The sequence below is a fragment of the Sphingorhabdus sp. Alg231-15 genome (assembly GCF_900149705.1).
In the GTDB taxonomy this organism is placed as follows: domain Bacteria; phylum Pseudomonadota; class Alphaproteobacteria; order Sphingomonadales; family Sphingomonadaceae; genus Parasphingorhabdus.
Genome location: NZ_LT703001.1, coordinates 1311468 through 1329806 on the forward strand (window position 1 = coordinate 1311468; position 18339 = coordinate 1329806).

Consider the following 18339-nt stretch of genomic DNA (forward strand, 5'->3'; position numbering starts at 1 on the left):
ATATTTATTCAATTTTGGTGCGAAGTCCAATCCAAAATGTCCTTGGAAACGCACGTTCGATAATATTGCTGCTACTAATAGCGGTCTCTACCCGCGCATCAAACAGATTTTCAACCCGCCCTTCGACCAACAGACGATCATTCACTGCAAAAGCGAGACGCCCATCGACGGTGAACGCATCATCGAGACGACGGGTGTTTTGGTCGTCCTCAAACTGGTTACCGATGTAACGCAGAGAAACCGATCCCCCGGTTCCATTGTCCTGCTCCCAAAGCAGGCTGGCGGACGCATTATGCTCCGGTATCTGTGCAGGACGCAGTCCATCGACTGCTACAGCATCACCGGAGGCATTTGCTTCCGCATCGACATAGGAATAGGCGGCGCGAGCAGACAGATTGTTCACCAGACTGCCGAGATCAAATTCGGTGTCGATTTCAATTCCTTTGGATTCGATGGAATCCAAATTCTGGCGCTGGCGAAAAACCCCTGCACCAGAAACGAAGCCAACGCCGGGAAACAAACCCGGTCCCGTGTCCAGCGTCACATTGGCAACCGCATCATCCAGTTGGTTGTAGAATGCCGTGATGCCGATAGAAACAAATTCACTATCCCAATCCAGCCCCAGCTCCGCACCCTTCACCCGTTCCGGTTCAAGCAGTTCATTCGCCGCGGTCGCATCTGGACCAACGCGGAAAGGACGGAACAGTTCGTTCAATGTCGGCAAGCGCCAGCCAAGATAGGCCGCACCGCGCAAGGTCAAATGATCGGTCGCGCCATATGCAAAACCACCACGAGCAGTAAATTCGGTGCCGTCGCGATTATCAAATTGCGCATCGGTCCGCACGGAACCCGGGAAGGGATTGATCAGTTCAATCTCTTTGCGGAAACCATCGTCAATAGTCCAAAAATCAATCCGGCCACCGCCAGTCAGCGTGAGCGCCTTTGTGGCCTGAACACTGGCCTCGACAAACGCGCCATAGGTCGCAGTCGAACCGCCCGCGTTGCGGCTTCGACGGGGCGTGTCATCGTCGAGGAAGAAGAAATTCTCGTTCGTCTCCCCTTCTGTCCGCCGCCAGTCGCCGCCTATCCGCAATTCTATCGCTTCACCGACAGGAGGCCGCACTTCAAACCTTGCACCAAGGCCGGTTGAGGGGACGTTAAACTGTTCAAAAACCCGGCGGACACTGTTGCGATCCGCTGCAACGCCGCCGAAGCTAACGTCAAAATTACGGATCTGTACATAGCCCAAGGCCGACCATTGCCAGCCGGTATCAGAGCGATTGACCAGACGGATGCTGGCATCCGCGCCATCATTGTGATTTTCACTAAACGCAAAGCCGCGTTCCCGATCATCGGTAAACGCGCGGACATTGGCCTGCAATTCGGTATTGTCGGATAGCGGGGCGACATAGCGTACAGCGATACCGGCCTGCTCATATTCCGCCTGACGATCGACATCGCCGCGCTGGCTTTCGATAATCGGCGTAAAGCCATCACCGCGTGCATAGTTCGCAGATATGGTGAGCTGCCCCTGCCCCAGTTCGCGGCCAAACAGCAGGTCCGCCTCGACGCTGTCACGACTGCCATAAGCTATGCCTGCTTCGATCAGGTTGCCGACATCTTTGCTGAACAGCTCAACAGTTCCAGCAATCGCACCAGAACCTTCGGTTCCACTGCCACCGCCGCGCGTCACCCGCGCAGAGCTTAACGCCAGCGCGTCATAGCCCGGCCAAGCGACCCAGCCGCCAAATGGATCGGCTTGCGGAACCCCATCCAGTAAAAGTACCGCACGTGAAGACGCATTGCCGCCGAGGCCGCGAATAGTAATTCCCTGACTTGTCGGGTTTGCAGAGCGCGCATCGGATCGCCGGAATTGCTGCAAGCCAGGAACCGCGCGCAAAATATTCTCAATGCGCTCATCTGCGTCCAGCTCGATTATAATGATACTATAAGCATCGTCTGCATCCGGCAGCGGCAAGCCAGTTACGGTAATGCTCTCTGTGGTCAAAGCCGCAGAATCTGCAGTAGATTCCGCCATGGCCGGAACACTCAAAAGACAAACGGGCGCAATCAACGGCAACGCCAAAACTAATTTTCTCATGACTTAACTATGCATCCACTTCTGGTTGACGGGCATATCGTCCGGCAATCGGTGATAAGGCTGCGCATCGCAGACATAATTGGCGCTCTCGGCTTTACCAAAGACACTGGGATCATCCAAGGATCCAACTTTGATGATCACGCCTGCTGCAAATCCCGGTGCGCGGGTGAAGAGATGCGTCCCGCAATTTTCGCAAAATTCGCGCGTGACGGCATTCTCGATATCATCGCGGGTAAATCCCTTTACCGCACCTTTGGTCAGTTCAAAGCCTTCCACCGGCATTGCCATGACCAGCAAATTTCCGCCGCCGGTGATGTACTGGCACTCGCGGCAGAAACATTCTGCCCTCATCATCGGTTCGCCTTCGGCTTTGTAGCGCACCGCGCCGCAATAACAGCCACCTTCAATTTTCATGATAGTTCCTTCACCGCTTCCGGTGCCGCTTTTTGAAACGCCGCCAGTTCATTGCACGCGGCATCAATCCGCACGAGTTTGGGAAAGGCCGTCATATCTGTTTCAAACCGACGGCCATTATACATTTGCGGGACCAGACAAACGTCGGCCAAATTTGGCGCATCACCGCCGAAAAAACCTGCATCCGGTGCCATGGCTTCCAGAGCCTTGAAACCCTCGCTTACCCAGTTGCGATACCAGATATTGATCGCTTCCTGATCCTGATCCATTTCATTTTTGAGATATTTCATGATCCGAAGATTATTCACCGGATGAATATCCGCCGCTACCACCAGTGCCTGTGCCAGTGTCCGGCTGCGTTCCAGCGGATCGCTCGACACCATGGGCGGCTCCGGATGTGTCGCATCCAGATAATCGATAATCGCCAGTGACTGGGTCAGGTCCTGCCCGTCAATATGCAGCATCGGTATGAACCCTTGCGGATTGCGAGCAATATAGTCAGCCTGTTTGGTGCTGTCGTCGAGCAAATTTGTCGATGCTGACTGATAGGCGATGCCTTTCAGATTAAGCGCTATCCGCACCCGGTAGCTCGCGGAGCTGCGCCAATAGTCGAAGAGGATGATATCTGTCATGAAACGGCTTGTGCAGAGCAAGCCATGAAATTGCAAGTGCGGCGGGTTATGCAGATGCGATTTGTCCATCGTGGATGGCGATGTCGCCTTTGGCGGCAACCGAAACGCTGCGACCGGTGCGCTTTGTCAGCATATCCAGCCAAGGCTGCCGGTGGTTCAGCTTCGCCGCTACCGCCGGATGCACCACCAGTTGTATTTCCCCTGTTCCCTGCGTTCGTTCTGCCTGACGCAAGAGCGCGATGGTGGTGCTCAGCACTTTATCTGCCTGCACGGTTTCCAGAACAGAGGGTCCAGTCTTGCGGCTGACCACCTGCATGAAGCCAAAGCCGTTAATCGCCGTCCGCTCACAATTGCTGGTCATATGCTGATCAAATATCGCGCAGACTTCCGTCCGTTCAGCCTTGGCTTGCAGGGTTGGAAAGTCGACGCCAATCGAGCCGCCAATGTCAAACCGGGTCAGCGCCAGCGCAATCTCTTTCGCTGCACGCTTGGCCAACTCAAACGGTTTGAGAGGCCCATCCACGTCAATGACTGTCATTGCGGGCGTAAGCGAAATCAGCAAACTGCCGCCGTCAAAATCAATCCGCCCGGTTTCGGCCTGTTCCATCGCCTCATGCCAACCATAGTCCGCCAGTCTATCAGGCTCATGTGCGTGAAGCTGATGGATGGGCTCTCCGCTGGCCTGGATGATGTCGAGCAGACTTGGTCCTTGCACCAGAGCACTGCCTTGATCCACCGGCCGCACCTTCGCCCGTTTCGATTGCCCGCCTTTCTCGTCCAGAGCCTCGCGGACAATTTCGACCCGCACTGCGGCACCTTCGGTCAGGCCTTTCGGCAGCGGTTGCAACAAGCATTGTTCACCGCTTTCCAATGTTACGATGCCGGATGTGCCGGCGACCCATTGTTCGGTAAATTGCGCATCGACAACGGCCCCTAGTCTCGCGCTAACCCTCTCACGCTCGATGCGCACTGCAACCAGTTCGCCATCTGTGATTTGTGCAGCGCGGTTTTCACCGATACCGGCTTCAAAAAGCCAGCCATTTCTGAAATCAGCTGTCATCTTGATCGAGCGGATAGCCCGAGGAGATCAGCAAGTTACGCGTCTCATAAAGCGGCAAACCCATGATCCCGCTAAAACTGCCACTGATTGAAATCACAAAGGCTTCAGCAAGCCCCTGAATGGCATAGCCACCGGCTTTGCCCTGCCCCTCGCCGGACTTGATGTAACCATCAATTTCGCTGTCCTCGAAACGCTTGAACTTGATGATATTATCCGACAATTTTGTCCGCATAGTTCCGTCCGCTGCAATCACGCAGACTGCCGACATTGTATGATGGCGCCGTCCGCCCATGAGTTTCAGAAACTGACGCTGTTCCGCCTCATTTTCGGCCTTGCCCAATATCCGCCGACCCACCGCAACGATGGTATCGCCAGCAATCAGGACTTCACCATCTGCGCGTTTCACGGCAGCGGCCTTTTCCCGAGCCATGCGCAGCACATAATCACGGGGCAGCTCACCCTTCAACGGTGTTTCATCAATATCAGGAGAAGCGATCCGGTCAGGCTTCACGCCCAGACGGCCGAGCAGCTCCAGCCGGCGCGGGCTGGATGATGCCAGAACAAGTTTCATGAGCGTAGCCGCGTCACGGCAGCATCCCGCGCTTATTTGAAGCGATAGGTGATACGACCTTTGGTCAGGTCATAAGGTGTGAGTTCAACGAGCACTTCGTCGCCCACCAGCACACGAATGCGGTTTTTGCGCATCTTGCCAGCGGTATGGCCGAGAACTTCGTGACCATTTTCCAATTCGACCCGGAACATCGCGTTGGGGAGTAATTCGCGGATCATCCCCTTCATTTCTAATAATTCTTCTTTTGCCATTCGGCTTTACTTTATCCCTATTGATTCGTTGATTTTTCGACCTGTTGCGGTGCGCCATAAACCCAATTTCGACAAAAGGGAAGGATTTGCTGCGCCGTGTAAAATTTGGCGATGTCCCGCCCTTGCGACAAATTATTACAAACATTGGGTTGAGCATATCCCCACGCCACGGCATTTTGGCCATATTCCCTCAACGCCTCAGATTATTAGAGCGATTCACATGATACAAAACGCCCCCCGGTTTGTCGGGGCCAGCATATTGGCCCTTTCCGTCATGATTGCGCTTCCTGTTCATGCCCAAACAAATGATGATGATAGCTATGATGAGGATATCGTCGTTACTGCCGAGCGCCTGCGCGGATCGGTTATCACGGAGGTGCCACCGATCGTCGAACTCGATGCCGACGATATCGCCAGCTATGGTGTATCTTCGGTCGAAGACCTGATCGGCGAGCTCAGTTCGCAAACCAGTTCCAATCGCGGTCGGGGTAGCGGGCGGCCGATTGTTCTGATCAATGGCCAGCGTACATCCGGTTTCCGCGATATCCGCGATCTGCCACCCGAAGCGATAAAGAGTGTTCAAGTGTTCCCCGAAGAACTCGCCCTGCAATATGGCTATGCGCCGGATCAACGCGTCATCAATTTCATTCTGCAAGACGACTATACCGGACTCAGCGCCGAGACCGAATATGGTATCCCGACCCTTGGGGATCAGGGCAAGGCGGAACTGGAGTCCACCTTTACCCGCATTGGCAAAAACAGCCGGTTAAACCTGAATATCGAATATGAAACGCAGACAGCGATTACCGAGGCCGAGCGCGACATCATTCAGGATGCAGCTGGCGACCTGGTCAATCTCGGAAATTTCCGTACGCTCAGCGCACCTACCGACACTTTGGAATTTAACGGCAATTACAGCCGAACCTTCGCCAATGGCATGTCCCTGTCGCTCAACGGTGGCTATATCTACGACAAGTCCCGCGCTCTGCTGGGCCTGGCCAGCGGCACGCTGGATATTCCGGCAACCAGTCCGTTTGCACGGTCAGCCGCGGATGAGAGCCTGTTTCGCTATTTCTCTCAATTTGGTCCGCTGCGTAAAACGGTCGAGACCAACACATTTCAGGGCGGCGCGGTCCTGAACGGTACATCGTCCGGTTGGCGCTGGTCGTTGACCGCCGACTATGCACGAGAGGAAACCGAAACCGCGACCGACAATAGCGGTGATATCAGTGCGCTACAGGCTGCGGTTGACGCCGGCACAGCGGACCCGTTTGCCACAGATTTTGGCGCATTGCTGTCTGCCCCGATCACTGATGAAGCGCGATCGTTGAGCAACACGCTGGAATCTCTGGCGACCCTATCCGGTACGCTTATCGACCTGCCTTCCGGTTCCGTCACCACAACTTTGCGCGGCGGCTATAGTCGGCAGGATCTCGACAGCCGCGACACCACTGATGGCGTGACCACGTTGAGCAATCTGGGCCGGGACAATTTTAATGCCGGAATCAATATTGACATTCCGCTGGCCGAAGAGAATATCGATGTCGCTGAAATCATCGGCGAGCTCTCGATCAACGGTAATCTAGGCTATAGTGAACTTTCCGATTTCGGCGGACTGGTGGAGTTTGGTTTTGGGCTCAACTGGGAGCCGATAGACGGCCTCGTCTTCACCGCTTCAGCCATCGGGGAAGAAGCTGCGCCGACCATTCAGCAACTCGGCAATCCGATCATCATTACGCCCAATGTGACCACTTTTGACTTTACCAATGGCGAAACCGTGCTGGCTAGCATTACCACGGGGGGTAATCTGAGCCTGCCTGCGGAAAAAAGGCGCGATATCAAACTGGCGGTCAACTACAGCCCACAATGGCTGGATGATCTGACTTTCCTGGCCGAATATATCCGCAATAACAGCGAGAATGTTGCATCCGACTTCCCCCTGTTGACCGAAGAAATCGAAACGGCTTTCCCTGATCGTGTTACTCGTGATGATACCGGCCGCCTGATCGCCATTGATCGGCGTCCGGTCAGTTACAGCAACGTGCGCAGCGAGAGCGTTCGCTATGGCCTGGAATTTTCCAAACGGTTTGGCCAGCGGCGTGGCGGTCGCGGACTGCGCGGTGCAGGTGGTGGTCGTCGAGGAGCTGGTGATGGCGGACGGCCGCGAAGCAATGGGCGACCGCCTCAGGGTACAGCCGAGACTGGACGACCCGAAACGGATCAGTCCCGAGCAGAACGATCCGGCGCGCGGGCCGGTCGACCGCCGCGCGGCGGAGGTCGGGCCGGTAGGCGCGGCGGTGGGCGCTGGCGCGTGTCTGCCTATCACACCGTTCATCTCGACGAACGCGTTTTGATCCGCCCCGGAGTTGAAGAGCTCGATTTGCTGGACGGGTCGGCCATTGGATCGACTGGCGGCCAACCCCGTCACGAATTCGAGTTGCAAGGCCGTTGGTTTAACAACGGTATTGGTTTTCGGATTCAAGTCGAGCATCAAACCGCCACCCGCGTAGATGGCGGGCTCACCAGCTCTGACTTGCGGTTTTCCGACCTGACAACACTCAATCTGCGGAGCTTCATCAACCTTGATAACCGCGGCAGTCTGACCGAGAAATTCAAGTTTCTCAAAGGCAGTCGTATTGCCTTTCGCATCGATAATATTTTCGATGATATTCAGGACGTACGGGACAGCAACGGATTGGTCCCGCTCAGCTATCAACGCGGTTTTGTTGATCCAATCGGACGCTATGTCGAACTGAGTTTTCGCAAACGGTTTTAAGTCACCAATCTGGCGGAATGTGACATCACCCCCGCCCTCGACCAAAAATATTTATGCCCTGTGATGTACATCACTTACACGGCCAATGTGCAAGCTATCGTCGCCGCTTCAAAAGGGGGAAAATATGAGATATCTTGCTGTAATTATTGGTGTTTTTGTAACGATTGCGGTATCGCAACCAGCCGAGGCCCGCAAACGTGGAACGACCAATCAAGAAATAGCTTTGGTCGAAAATCTACCGGATACGGACGAATATCAGATCGACGGCAGTTTTGTCGATGTTGGCTATATGTACAAAGAGACCAGCCTCTTGTTCATACCACTTTGGGCCGAAGAAACGACAGAGACGTTCGTGCTCTACACCGAAACTGAAGATGGCTATGCATATCTGCCGCTCGATGATGAAGAGCTAGAGCAGCTCAAATCAAAACTGGGTTCGGATCCAACAGAAGGTTACAGCTTCTCAAGATGGAAACATATGTGGGGCGTCTTTCCGGCCGGCTTGCTGATTCTTCTCGGAATATACTCAACCTTGTTTGGCAAGAAAGATGACGAGGAAGAAGCCTAGGCCAAACTGAGGTTTCTAGCGTCAATTGCGAGAGCGTCCCGTACCATTATTGTGACGGGACGCTTTCCTACAGCTGTACGTCTATGATATCATTTCCAAGGCTCTTTCTCAGCTTTGAATATTGATATGACAATCCTGTGCACCCGCCCGCAGCAGGGTGAGAATTGTGTGAACTTTGGAAGCAAATTTTGCACCAAAATCACGCCAAAGCAGCTTGTGCACATTGTCAACTTCATCCGATCTCACGCGAGTATGGAGGCGTGTGATCTGTGTGAACTTTGGGAAAACTCCACCGGGAAAACTACAAGGGAAAACCACCCCAATAGACCGTGTAAATACCGTCAACTTCCTCGAAATTCGACCACTTGCGGTGACCTATTTCACCAGACCCAATTTTCGCAGTGCTCTCCAGCTTATGGCCTTAGCACTGTTGCGCGCCGGGAACCGCCCTGGCGCTTTCGGGCTAAACCCCCAACCCCGCAGCATATGATTAAATGCATGTGCATCGGCCTCTGCAAAACTCCAGTCCGAGCGCCAGGTAATCGACAGCGATATGCTGGGCTGCGACCCGTTTCTGACGAAATGTGGAGCCATCACTGGAACGAAAATCGCTTTGCCCGGCGTCAGGTGAAAAGCTTTGCCTTGGTCTGCAAATCCATCTTGCCAAACCAGATTGCGCGGTCCGCCTATATGGTAGGATTCATGGGAGGTGGCTGGAGCGAATGTCTCGTCACCGGCAGGGAAAACCGTCATCGTCTTATCGCCGCGCAATTGCAGCAGGATGTTATGCTCCGGATCAAAATGATAAGGCGTCATGGCATCTGGTGAGGATACAAAGATAAAACCTTGCGGCCGCAGCATCTTGCCGGTCTTGCTTTCCAATATCGGTTTGATCTCAGCCAATAACGACAAGAGCAGTGCTTCATATTCCGGTACTTGCTCGATATTTTTGAGCACGGCCCAACTCGCCGAATTTTCGATCATCAAAATCGTATCGGCAATGGACATCCCATTGTCGGGCACATCAGCCGGAGCTATTCCAACCGGCAGATCGCCGGGATTATACTCGACACTGGCTTTGGGCAGTGTCGCTCCCAGTTTGGCCAATGCTTCCAGCGTAAGCAGCGCATTTGTCGCCATCCCGTGATCGAGCAACTGCGGCTGTTCGGGATAGCAGGCGGAAAATTGCTGGCGCATATTCTCGCCAAAAACGGGGCTGCTGAAAGCGTCTTTTCCCAAAATCTGGTTCATTGTTGCACCTGCATGATATCGACAATCTCACGACCTTTAAGATGTGCCATCAGGTCTTCCCCTAACCGGACACCGCGAAACATTGCCGTACGCGACAAGCCCTTCAGTTCAACCGAAAAACGACCTATATGACGACGGTCAGACCACAGGCTGTCGATCATCGGATGATCTTCCGCAGCGCAGCTATCCATCCACTCAATGTCACGCCTTTCGAGAATATTGAGATTTTCGATCTGCAACAGGACACCAGGGGAAAAGCGGGCGTAATCTTCATCAAAAGCCGTTTTGAAAGAGAAGCTTCCCTTACTCGACAGGAAATTGACCAGCATGGCCAGCGGCTTGCCATCAAGACGCAGGTCATGGCGCTCCAGCTGGCCGGAACTGGTCGCACCAAATAGGGTTTCACGGAAGAAGCGGCGCGTATCATCGGCGCAGTCCAGTGCAGAACCATTCTGGCCCTTCCAACCCCTTCGCTCCAGTCTCAGGAAATCGTCAATCCAGCTGTTGAGGTCGCTGTCATCACGATGATGGGCAAATTGCAAATCACCCATTTCCCCCAGTCGTTTGGCCTGACGGCGCAATTCTTTGCGTTTCTTGCCGCGCACATTCGCTGTGTAATAGTTCTCAGCACCCATATCGCTCTGCAGCAGCGCCCGTGCTTCGCTATGCACCAGATCGCAGCGGCGGCTTTGGCGGGTGCATTCGGAGCGCAGTGCCTGATCCAACGGTCCTCCGATCGTTAATCCACGGATATGCAGGAAGCCCGGCCAGTTTTGATCATCCAGCGCCTTGAACAAGGCCGTCCAGAATTGATTCTCAAATCCACGGCGTACCAACGGCGTTCCGAGAAAACTGTTATGATGCGTCCAATTCTGGACAAAAGGTACAGGCCAGCGACCAAATTGTCGAGATGGCCCGACGGGCAAAAGGCCAAGCAGGTCGGACTTATGCGGAACTCCTGCCCAGAACAGAAACAGGTGCAGCTCCGGATGGAAGCTGAAATGTTTCAGCGCCGGCTCCAGCATCCAGCTCTCATAGAAGATATTGGGTTCAACAACATTCTTCGCCAGCTTTTGCCATGATGGGATCAGCAGCTCGTCAATCGAAGCGATGGGTAGCATTTCAGCTGTAGCTGAGGACATCAGGCATACGCGATCGGACGTTTCACAATGAAGCGCCTCATCACCTTGGGTCTGCAACCCGCCTGCATCCATAATTACTGCCCTATCTGGTCTGGCTATTTGCTAGCAAAAATAGGGTAATAAGCGATTAACGACGGCAATTTAGTCAGCCCAAAGAAAAACCCCGCCGGAATCGCTTCCAGCGGGGTCTTTTAGACCAATATGTCGATTTGGCTTAAGCCATACCATGTGCCAGCGCTGCGAGCAGCAACAGGGCAACAATATTGGTGATTTTGATCATCGGATTCACGGCTGGGCCAGCAGTATCCTTATAGGGATCACCTACCGTATCGCCCGTCACAGCCGCTTTATGGGCTTCGCTGCCCTTGCCGCCATGATTGCCGTCTTCGATATATTTCTTCGCATTGTCCCATGCGCCGCCGCCTGCTGTCATCGACAGAGCAACGAACAGACCAGAGACGATCACGCCAAGGAGCAATGCGCCCAGAGCCGCAAAGCCGTTGGCCTGATCCGATACCGCGGTGACCACGAAATAGACCACAATCGGAGCCAGAACCGGAAGCAGCGATGGCAAGATCATTTCCTTGATCGCCGCCTTGGTTACAAGGTCAACGGTACGGGCATAATCCGGACGTGATGAGCCATCCATAATGCCTTTGTCTTTAGCGAACTGATCGCGGACATCGACAACAACGTCACCGGCAGCACGGCCCACAGCGGTCATGCCCATGGCTCCGAAGAGATAAGGCAACAGCGCACCGAGCAGCAGACCGACAATCACATAAGGATTTTCGAGGCTGAAGCTGACTTGCAGATCCGGGAAGAACTCCCTGAGATCGGCCGTGTAAGCCGAGAACAAGACGAGCGCTGCCAGACCAGCAGAACCAATGGCATAGCCCTTGGTAACCGCTTTGGTGGTGTTACCCACAGCATCGAGAGCATCGGTTTTGTCCCGAACGCTTTCATCCAGACCTGACATTTCGGCGATACCGCCAGCATTGTCAGTTACCGGACCGTAAGCGTCGAGCGCCACAACCATGCCTGCCAGAGCCAACATAGATGTTGCCGCAAAGGCCAGGCCGATCAGACCAGCAAGCTGGAACGCCACCACGATGCCAACCACAATTACCAATGTTGGCAATGCGGTTGCTTCCATGGAAATAGCCAGACCCTGGATCACGTTAGTACCGTGACCGGTCTCTGATGATTTTGCGATCGAGCGCACTGGGCGATATTCTGTACCGGTATAATATTCGGTGATCCAGATAATCAAACCAGTAACAGCCAGACCGACCATCATCGACCAGAACAGCGCCATGCCGGTGAAACCGCCAGAGCCATCAAGACCCGCACCGATGACTGCATTCATATCGCCGACCGACCGCATGGTCACATAGTAGATTGCCGGGATCGACAGAACAGCGGTGGTCACAAAGCCCTTGTACAAAGCGCCCATGATGTTGTTGCTGCTGCCCAAACGGACCATATAGGTGCCGATAATCGAAGTGATGATGCAAACACCGCCCACAATAAGAGGCAGGGACATCAAGCTATTCAGCATTGCATTACCAACGAGGTCACCAAATGTGAGCGCGAGAAGCACCATCGTTGCACCAACGGTCACAACATAGGTTTCGAACAAATCGGCAGCCATGCCAGCACAGTCACCGACATTGTCGCCGACATTATCGGCGATCGTCGCTGGGTTGCGTGGATCATCCTCAGGAATACCGGCTTCAACCTTACCAACCAGATCGGCACCAACGTCTGCCGCTTTGGTAAAGATACCACCGCCCAAACGCGCAAAAATCGAAATCAGCGAAGCGCCAAAAGCCAAAGCCACCAGCGAATCAATCACGGTGCGGCTTTTCGGTTCAAGGCCTAATTGCGTCGTCAGCACCCAATAGAATATCGAAATGGCAAGCAACGCAAGACCAGCAACGAGCATGCCAGTTACGGCGCCTGCCCGAAAAGCAACGGTCAGACCAGTCTGCAAGCTTTCGCTTGCCCCCTGTGCCGTTCTTACATTGGCGCGAACTGAGATGTTCATGCCGATATAGCCAGCGACACCGGATAAGATCGCACCAACCAGAAAACCGACGGTCGAAATTCCGCCAAGGAACAAGTAAACGATAACCGCGACAACAACCCCAACGATACCAATCGCCCGATATTGCCGATTCAGATAGGCTTGCGCACCCTCCTGAATGGCCGCAGCAATGTCCTGCATCTTTTCATTGCCAGCGGGTGCACCGAGCACCTGACGGCTTGTAATAAACCCATATAAAACGGCAATTAAACCGCATATTATTGAAATGGTGACAACAGTCATTGCTGCTCTTCTCCCCCTATATTTTATAATGAAAAGCCCCAGAATAGGGGCAATATCGCGGAAACTTATAAAGCGTGAAGCGTGTGGCGCAACCCCTGTTTTTATAGGTATAACCTAGCATTTCAGATACCTTGTAAATTGGTCGGAAATGGAGATGATCAGGCGTGCACGAAACCCAAGGTTTCCGGCAAACCGATACGCTCCCCTTTCTGCACCAGAGACACGCCCGAACCTGGTCTGCATTGACCAATATGCGTCACGTTAATGGGTAAAACAGTTTCCGGGCTGGCGGTCAGCAGCAATTGATAGTCATCGCCGCCTGTTGCCGCATTCAGCCTCGCATCCTCACCTTCGCCGAACAGCGTCTTGAAAGGTTCTGAAAGTGGAACCCGGTCCAGATCAATTTCCAGATTAACATTGCTGGCCTTAGCGATCCGCGAAGCATCGAGCAGCAGACCGTCGGAGATATCCATCATTGTGCTGACCAACGAGGACAAAGCCCTTCCATCGTCCAGTTTTGGCTCTGGTCGGTTGTGCGCTTTTAACAAGGCCGCTGATGTCTCGATATCCGCTGCATGCACTTTACCGCGAGCAATTTGCAGTCCCGCCCATGCATCACCAATCTCACCTGTTACATAGATGCTATGCCCCGGTGCTGCGCCGGATCGGGCCGGAATGATATGCCCTTTGGCTTCACCAAACGCGGTTAGTCCCAAGGTCCTCTTGCCATTCTCTCCCGCCGATACAGTATCACCGCCAAGCAGCGGTACGCAGAAATGGCTAATTACCTCTTTCAGCCCCCGGACAAAAGCGGCGTCCCAAACATCATCACCGGTCTGGCAATAACCCATCAATATGCCCAGCGGCTTCGCGCCTTTGGCTGCCAGATCGGACAGATTCACGGCTACGAGCTTCCACGCAACATCCGCGGGGTCCGCACTGGAAAGAAAATGCACGTCCTCAACCATCATGTCATGGGTTATAACGAGCTTGTGCCGGCCAAATGGCAATACTGCCGCATCATCGGCCAAGCCGCGTGCAGCCGGGTGGGTCGCCAGTGCTTTCAACTGGTCAATAAAGTCTAGTTCGGTCAATTGAGGCCCCCTTCACAATGAAGATGTGCCCCACATCTAATACTAACACTCACACTCCCCTGCCAAGCAGGATCGTGTTATTGTCAGCCCCTCAGCTGCCCCGAACCTGCTTCGCTATTGCGTCCAGCAATCCATTTATGAACCCGCTGTCCTTCTTATCGAAAAAGGCATGTGCGACGTCAACATACTCAGTGATTACCGTCCCCGTCGGGACATCGTCCCGAGCCATCAATTCAAAGGCCCCGGCGCGCAGAATTTGCAACATAGTTTTGTCGAGACGCCCCATAGACCAGCCGGATGCCAGTTTTCCGGAGATCAGCGCATCGATTTCATCGCGTTTTTCGGACACTCCAACGACGACATCGTCAAAGAAATCAACCTCCACTGGACGATATTGAGCATCTTCAATTTCGGCGCCCAGACGGTGGTCGTGAAATTCCTTCAACAGGCGCGGCACCGGTGTCTTTTCCATGTCGTGCTGGAAAAGAGCCTGAACCGCAGCAAGTCGGGCGGTGGAACGGGTATTTGATTTCGCGGTCATGCTGGCAGCTTTATTCGCGGAACACCCACGAAATCCATTTTGCCGATCCGGAACCCGCGTTCACGAAGGAGATCATAGGCCGTGGTTGCGTGAAAATAGAAATTGGGTTGCGCGAAACTGAGCAGGAAATTTTCGACAGTAAATGGCATGACGGTCTCTCCGAAACGGAATTCCATTGGCTGTCCAACAAAACCGGCCATCTCTGCTTCGTCAATCTTTTCAAGCCCGGCCTTCGCTTCGTCGAGCTTTTCGTAAAGCCCCTCCCAGCTGTCTGGCGGCGCCACCAGGCTGGGGGTAAACACGCCTTCACGCGCAGCCTCTATCGCGCCTAGCGAATGCTCACGGCAACATTTCACCTGGTAGGAAAAAGGCTGCATGTCTTTAATCAACCGGGCACCGATAATTTCTTCTGCAGCAGTGCTGGTCTCTTCACAATGTGTTTTTGCCTTATCGACCAGCGCGCGAACGGCTGCAATAATCTGAAGCTGTGACGGAATAACTGCGTCATATAATGAAATGTTCATAGTCTCGGTCTCTCTGTTGATTATCGGCGCGCGTCGAGCCGCTTTTGCACACTGGTGGCATGAGCAGGCAAGCCTTCTGCTTCGGCGAGAGCAACGGCCGCCGGGCCAATTTTTTCAAGCGCCGCTTCATCGCATTCCAGAAAACTGGTCCGTTTCATAAAATCGGTCACGGAAAGGCCTGACGAGAAACGTGCGCGCCTTCCAGTAGGTAACACATGGTTGGGTCCAGCAACATAATCACCGACGGCCTCTGGCGTATGGCGTCCCAAAAATACCGAACCGGCATGTCGGACTTTGTTGAACAAGGCCTGCGGATCATCGCAAGCCAGCTCAAGATGCTCGGCGGCCAGACGATCAACCAGCGGCATGGCTTGCTCGAGCCGGTCCACCAAAATGATCGCACCGTTGTCGGCCCAGCTTTGGGTTGCTGTTTTGCTCGTCGCTAATTCTGCCAGCTGCGCATCGATATGCGCCGCGACCTTGTCAGCAAAACCGGCATCATCGGTGAACAATATCGACTGGCTCGTAGGATCATGCTCCGCCTGGGATAGCAAATCAGCCGCGATCCATTCCGGATCATTCTGGCCATCCGCAACCACCACGATCTCGGAAGGCCCAGCGACCATGTCGATACCGACCACGCCATAAACCTGCCGTTTGGCTTCCGCGACCCAGGCATTGCCAGGACCGGTGATGACATCAACAGGAGTGATTTTCTCCGTTCCAAAGGCCAATGCAGCCACCGCCTGCGCTCCACCGATCCGCCAGATTTCATCGACACCGGCAATTTGGGCTGCTGCCAATACCAGCGGATTGACTTCTCCGCCCGGCGTGGGCGTGACCATGATGACCCGATCAGCGCCCGCCACTTTGGCCGGTATTGCGTTCATGAGTACAGATGACGGATAGGCCGCTCTGCCACCTGGAATATAGATGCCGGCCCGCTCAACCGCATTCCAGCGTGCGCCGATGCGTACCCCGGCGTCATCACGATAGTCGCGATTGTCGGGCCTTTGCCCCTCGTGATAGTCGCGAATGCGAATGGCTGCCAGCTCAAGGGCGATCCGCAGGTTGGGATCAAGACCATCCAGAGCTGCCTCGCATTCGGCAACTGAGACCTTCCAGCCGGTGAATTCCAGATCATGGCCGTCAAATTTCTGTGTAAGCCGGGCCACTGCCTCGTCTCCGCTCACCCGTACGTCCTTGATGATCGCAGCGACATCCGCTGATACATCGGCGTCCGCTTCCCGGCGGGCATTCACCAGCGCGTCAAAGGCATCGGCAAAACCGGCATCCGAGGTGGAAAGCCGCAAAGCCATTATACCTGTCCCACCAGTTCGCGGAATTTCTGGACCAGCCCGGTCAGCTCCTCGCTGCGCATCTTGAAGGCCGCCCGGTTTACCACCAGCCGCGCGGAAATATCGATAATGCGATCGGTTTCGATCAGATTATTGGCTTTGAGCGTGCTGCCGGACTCGACCAGATCGACAATATGCCGCGACAGGCCAAGCGAGGGCGCAAGTTCCATCGCGCCGTTTAGCTTCACACATTCCGCCTGAATGCCCTGCGCCTCAAAATGGCGGCTGGTCAGATTAGGATATTTGGTCGCGACCCTTATGTGCGAGATATTGCCGATCTGGTCGGCATCATCCTTAGGCTGCGCCACTGACAGACGGCAACGACCTATGCCCAGATCAACCGGCGCATAAAGCTCGCTATAGTTGAATTCTTCGACCACGTCCGATCCGACAATACCGATTTGCGCCGCGCCATGGGCAACGAATGTCGCCACATCAAAGGCGCGCACCCGGATAATCGAGACATGCGCCTGATTGGTGCCGAACATCAGGCTGCGGTTGGCCTTATCGAAAAATTCGGGCGCAGGTTCGATCCCGACCTTGGCCAGCATTGGCAAGGCCTCATCGAGAATCCGTCCCTTGGGGATTGCAAAGATCAGGGGTGTGGTCATAGAAGCCGACGCATTAGGGCTTCATACCGGAAAGGGCAATATGTCTAACCAGCAAAAGATACAGGACGCCTTCACCAACCAGATAGAATATTGTCGTTCCAATGGCGCGCCGATTACCGGCCGGATCGTCGAAGCGATTATCGGAGCACTGGACGAAGGTACAATATTGGGCCGCCGAGTACTTGGATGGGATGGCAATCCGCTGGCCGACGCCCTGCCCTTGCGCGTCGCGGGCGGTTTTCATGCACTACATCTGGCGGGACAGCATGATCGGCTTTCCGGGATTTACAACGGCGATGAACAGGCTGCCAAAAATGCAGAAAAGATCATAGCCGAAACTATCGCAACCGATGAAGCCCAGTTACTGCCTTGGCTCGATTCCCCTCCGCAGACCAACGAAGCAGGACGATCCTCCTCCTATATCGCAGGGCTGCTCTGGTTGACCCAGCAAGGTCTGCCGCCGCGCTACGAGCTGCTCGAAATCGGTTCCAGTGCTGGCCTGAACCTGATGATCGACCGCTATCACTATGATCTTGGTGGGGTTTCTGTCGGTCCTGGCAATGCGTCTCTTTCTTTCGCACCCGAATGGCAGGGGCCGCCGCCGCCCGATGTACCCTTTGCCTTTGACTCGCTGCGCGGCTGTGACATCGCGCCGGTTGATCTCACTGATCCCGCGCAAGCTAGCCGTCTGACAGCCTATATCTGGCCCGAACATACGGTGCGCTTCGAGCGGATGAAGACCGCCATAAATCTGGTCAACGATCAGTCACCCAACCTGGAAGGCGCGAGCGCCGATGATTGGATGATCGATCAGCTGGCCAAGCCTCAAACCGCCGGTGTCACGCGGGTACTGGTCCATTCAATCGTCTGGCAATATATCCCCAAAGCTGGGCGCGAACGGATCAAACAGGCGATGGAAGAGGCCGGAGCCCAGGCAACCACAGAAAGGCCGCTGGCCTGGCTGTCGCTAGAAGCCAATCGCGAAACCTATCGTCATGAATTGATTGTCAGGCATTGGCCGGACTGCGGCGATCCGGTCAAACTTGGCGAAGCCCACGCGCATGGTGCGTGGGTGAAATGGTTGGGAAGGTCTTAAAACCCCAGCCATTCTCC

17 protein-coding genes are annotated in these 18339 nt (G+C 54.5%); 3 read left to right on the plus strand and 14 right to left on the minus strand.

Going from position 1 to position 18339, the window contains the following annotated elements:
* Positions 1-4: 4 nt before the first annotated feature.
* Genes DG177_RS06535 through infA form a run of 6 tightly spaced genes read right to left on the minus strand, consistent with a single transcriptional unit; the run spans position 5 to position 5029 of the window.
* The gene (locus DG177_RS06535) at positions 5-2101 is read right to left on the minus strand and encodes a TonB-dependent receptor domain-containing protein (protein WP_108810758.1); all 2097 of its coding nucleotides are present in this window, start codon (positions 2099-2101) and stop codon (positions 5-7) included.
* A gap of 3 nt (positions 2102-2104) precedes the next feature.
* Complete coding sequence (locus DG177_RS06540; RefSeq protein ID WP_108810759.1) at positions 2105-2515, minus strand: GFA family protein; 411 nt, start codon at positions 2513-2515, stop codon at positions 2105-2107.
* On the minus strand, positions 2512-3147 hold the full coding sequence (gene maiA / locus DG177_RS06545) for a maleylacetoacetate isomerase (protein ID WP_108812815.1): 636 nt from the start codon (positions 3145-3147) through the stop codon (positions 2512-2514). Before maiA ends, DG177_RS06540 begins: the two co-directional genes overlap by 4 nt.
* Positions 3148-3193: 46 nt before the next feature.
* Positions 3194-4207 carry a ribonuclease E/G gene (locus DG177_RS06550; RefSeq protein ID WP_108810760.1) on the minus strand — a complete coding sequence of 338 codons (1014 nt, stop codon included), beginning with the start codon at positions 4205-4207 and terminating at the stop codon, positions 3194-3196.
* On the minus strand, positions 4197-4778 hold the full coding sequence (locus tag DG177_RS06555; protein WP_108810761.1) for a Maf family nucleotide pyrophosphatase: 582 nt from the start codon (positions 4776-4778) through the stop codon (positions 4197-4199). The genes DG177_RS06550 and DG177_RS06555 overlap by 11 nt, the downstream gene beginning before the upstream one ends.
* Before the next feature lie 32 nt (positions 4779-4810).
* Positions 4811-5029, minus strand: a complete 219-nt coding sequence (infA, locus tag DG177_RS06560; RefSeq protein WP_108810762.1) for a translation initiation factor IF-1 — start codon at positions 5027-5029, stop codon at positions 4811-4813.
* Positions 5030-5249: 220 nt separating this feature from the next.
* On the opposite strand from infA, the gene DG177_RS06565 reads away from it, so the two are divergent.
* Both DG177_RS06565 and DG177_RS06570 read left to right on the plus strand, forming a co-directional pair.
* Positions 5250-7805 carry a TonB-dependent receptor plug domain-containing protein gene (locus tag DG177_RS06565; protein ID WP_108810763.1) on the plus strand — a complete coding sequence of 852 codons (2556 nt, stop codon included), beginning with the start codon at positions 5250-5252 and terminating at the stop codon, positions 7803-7805.
* Positions 7806-7929: 124 nt separating this feature from the next.
* Entirely contained in the window at positions 7930-8373 is a 444-nt protein-coding gene (locus tag DG177_RS06570) for a hypothetical protein (protein ID WP_108810764.1), read from the plus strand.
* 375 nt (positions 8374-8748) lie between these two features.
* Here the strand turns inward: DG177_RS06570 and DG177_RS06575 are convergent, their stop codons facing one another.
* The 8 genes from DG177_RS06575 to hisG form a co-directional block, all read right to left on the minus strand.
* The gene (locus DG177_RS06575) at positions 8749-9624 is read right to left on the minus strand and encodes a cupin-like domain-containing protein (protein ID WP_108810765.1); all 876 of its coding nucleotides are present in this window, start codon (positions 9622-9624) and stop codon (positions 8749-8751) included.
* Positions 9621-10838 carry a GNAT family N-acetyltransferase gene (locus DG177_RS06580; protein WP_337658574.1) on the minus strand — a complete coding sequence of 406 codons (1218 nt, stop codon included), beginning with the start codon at positions 10836-10838 and terminating at the stop codon, positions 9621-9623. Before DG177_RS06580 ends, DG177_RS06575 begins: the two co-directional genes overlap by 4 nt.
* 142 nt (positions 10839-10980) lie before the next feature.
* Positions 10981-13098, minus strand: coding sequence for a sodium-translocating pyrophosphatase (locus DG177_RS06585; RefSeq protein WP_108810766.1), 2118 nt, complete (start codon positions 13096-13098; stop codon positions 10981-10983).
* 158 nt (positions 13099-13256) lie between these two features.
* A complete protein-coding gene (gene thiL, locus DG177_RS06590; protein WP_108810767.1) occupies positions 13257-14192 on the minus strand; it encodes a thiamine-phosphate kinase in 936 nt (311 codons plus the stop codon).
* A gap of 91 nt (positions 14193-14283) precedes the next feature.
* Positions 14284-14733, minus strand: coding sequence for a transcription antitermination factor NusB (gene nusB / locus DG177_RS06595; RefSeq protein ID WP_108810768.1), 450 nt, complete (start codon positions 14731-14733; stop codon positions 14284-14286).
* Positions 14730-15257: a DUF1993 family protein gene (locus DG177_RS06600; protein WP_108810769.1), complete on the minus strand. Its 528-nt coding sequence runs from the start codon at positions 15255-15257 to the stop codon at positions 14730-14732. The genes nusB and DG177_RS06600 overlap by 4 nt, the downstream gene beginning before the upstream one ends.
* A 20-nt stretch (positions 15258-15277) precedes the next feature.
* Positions 15278-16576, minus strand: coding sequence for a histidinol dehydrogenase (gene hisD, locus DG177_RS06605; RefSeq protein WP_108810770.1), 1299 nt, complete (start codon positions 16574-16576; stop codon positions 15278-15280).
* Positions 16576-17226, minus strand: a complete 651-nt coding sequence (hisG, locus tag DG177_RS06610) for an ATP phosphoribosyltransferase (protein WP_108810771.1) — start codon at positions 17224-17226, stop codon at positions 16576-16578. Before hisG ends, hisD begins: the two co-directional genes overlap by 1 nt.
* A gap of 40 nt (positions 17227-17266) precedes the next feature.
* On the opposite strand from hisG, the gene DG177_RS06615 reads away from it, so the two are divergent.
* The gene (locus tag DG177_RS06615; RefSeq protein WP_108810772.1) at positions 17267-18322 is read left to right on the plus strand and encodes a DUF2332 family protein; all 1056 of its coding nucleotides are present in this window, start codon (positions 17267-17269) and stop codon (positions 18320-18322) included.
* Positions 18323-18339: the final 17 nt, after the last annotated feature.

Bases quoted from the DNA above. Each gene is read 5' to 3' on its own strand.
- DG177_RS06535 (WP_108810758.1), bottom strand. From the start codon at position 2,101: ATGAGAAAATTAGTTTTGGCGTTGCCGTTGATTGCGCCCGTTTGTCTT.
- DG177_RS06540 (WP_108810759.1), bottom strand. From the start codon at position 2,515: ATGAAAATTGAAGGTGGCTGTTATTGCGGCGCGGTGCGCTACAAAGCC.
- maiA (WP_108812815.1), bottom strand. From the start codon at position 3,147: ATGACAGATATCATCCTCTTCGACTATTGGCGCAGCTCCGCGAGCTAC.
- DG177_RS06550 (WP_108810760.1), bottom strand. From the start codon at position 4,207: ATGACAGCTGATTTCAGAAATGGCTGGCTTTTTGAAGCCGGTATCGGT.
- DG177_RS06555 (WP_108810761.1), bottom strand. From the start codon at position 4,778: ATGAAACTTGTTCTGGCATCATCCAGCCCGCGCCGGCTGGAGCTGCTC.
- infA (WP_108810762.1), bottom strand. From the start codon at position 5,029: ATGGCAAAAGAAGAATTATTAGAAATGAAGGGGATGATCCGCGAATTA.
- DG177_RS06565 (WP_108810763.1), top strand. From the start codon at position 5,250: ATGATACAAAACGCCCCCCGGTTTGTCGGGGCCAGCATATTGGCCCTT.
- DG177_RS06570 (WP_108810764.1), top strand. From the start codon at position 7,930: ATGAGATATCTTGCTGTAATTATTGGTGTTTTTGTAACGATTGCGGTA.
- DG177_RS06575 (WP_108810765.1), bottom strand. From the start codon at position 9,624: ATGAACCAGATTTTGGGAAAAGACGCTTTCAGCAGCCCCGTTTTTGGC.
- DG177_RS06580 (WP_337658574.1), bottom strand. From the start codon at position 10,838: ATGGATGCAGGCGGGTTGCAGACCCAAGGTGATGAGGCGCTTCATTGT.
- DG177_RS06585 (WP_108810766.1), bottom strand. From the start codon at position 13,098: ATGACTGTTGTCACCATTTCAATAATATGCGGTTTAATTGCCGTTTTA.
- nusB (WP_108810768.1), bottom strand. From the start codon at position 14,733: ATGACCGCGAAATCAAATACCCGTTCCACCGCCCGACTTGCTGCGGTT.
- DG177_RS06600 (WP_108810769.1), bottom strand. From the start codon at position 15,257: ATGAACATTTCATTATATGACGCAGTTATTCCGTCACAGCTTCAGATT.
- hisD (WP_108810770.1), bottom strand. From the start codon at position 16,576: ATGGCTTTGCGGCTTTCCACCTCGGATGCCGGTTTTGCCGATGCCTTT.
- hisG (WP_108810771.1), bottom strand. From the start codon at position 17,226: ATGACCACACCCCTGATCTTTGCAATCCCCAAGGGACGGATTCTCGAT.
- DG177_RS06615 (WP_108810772.1), top strand. From the start codon at position 17,267: ATGTCTAACCAGCAAAAGATACAGGACGCCTTCACCAACCAGATAGAA.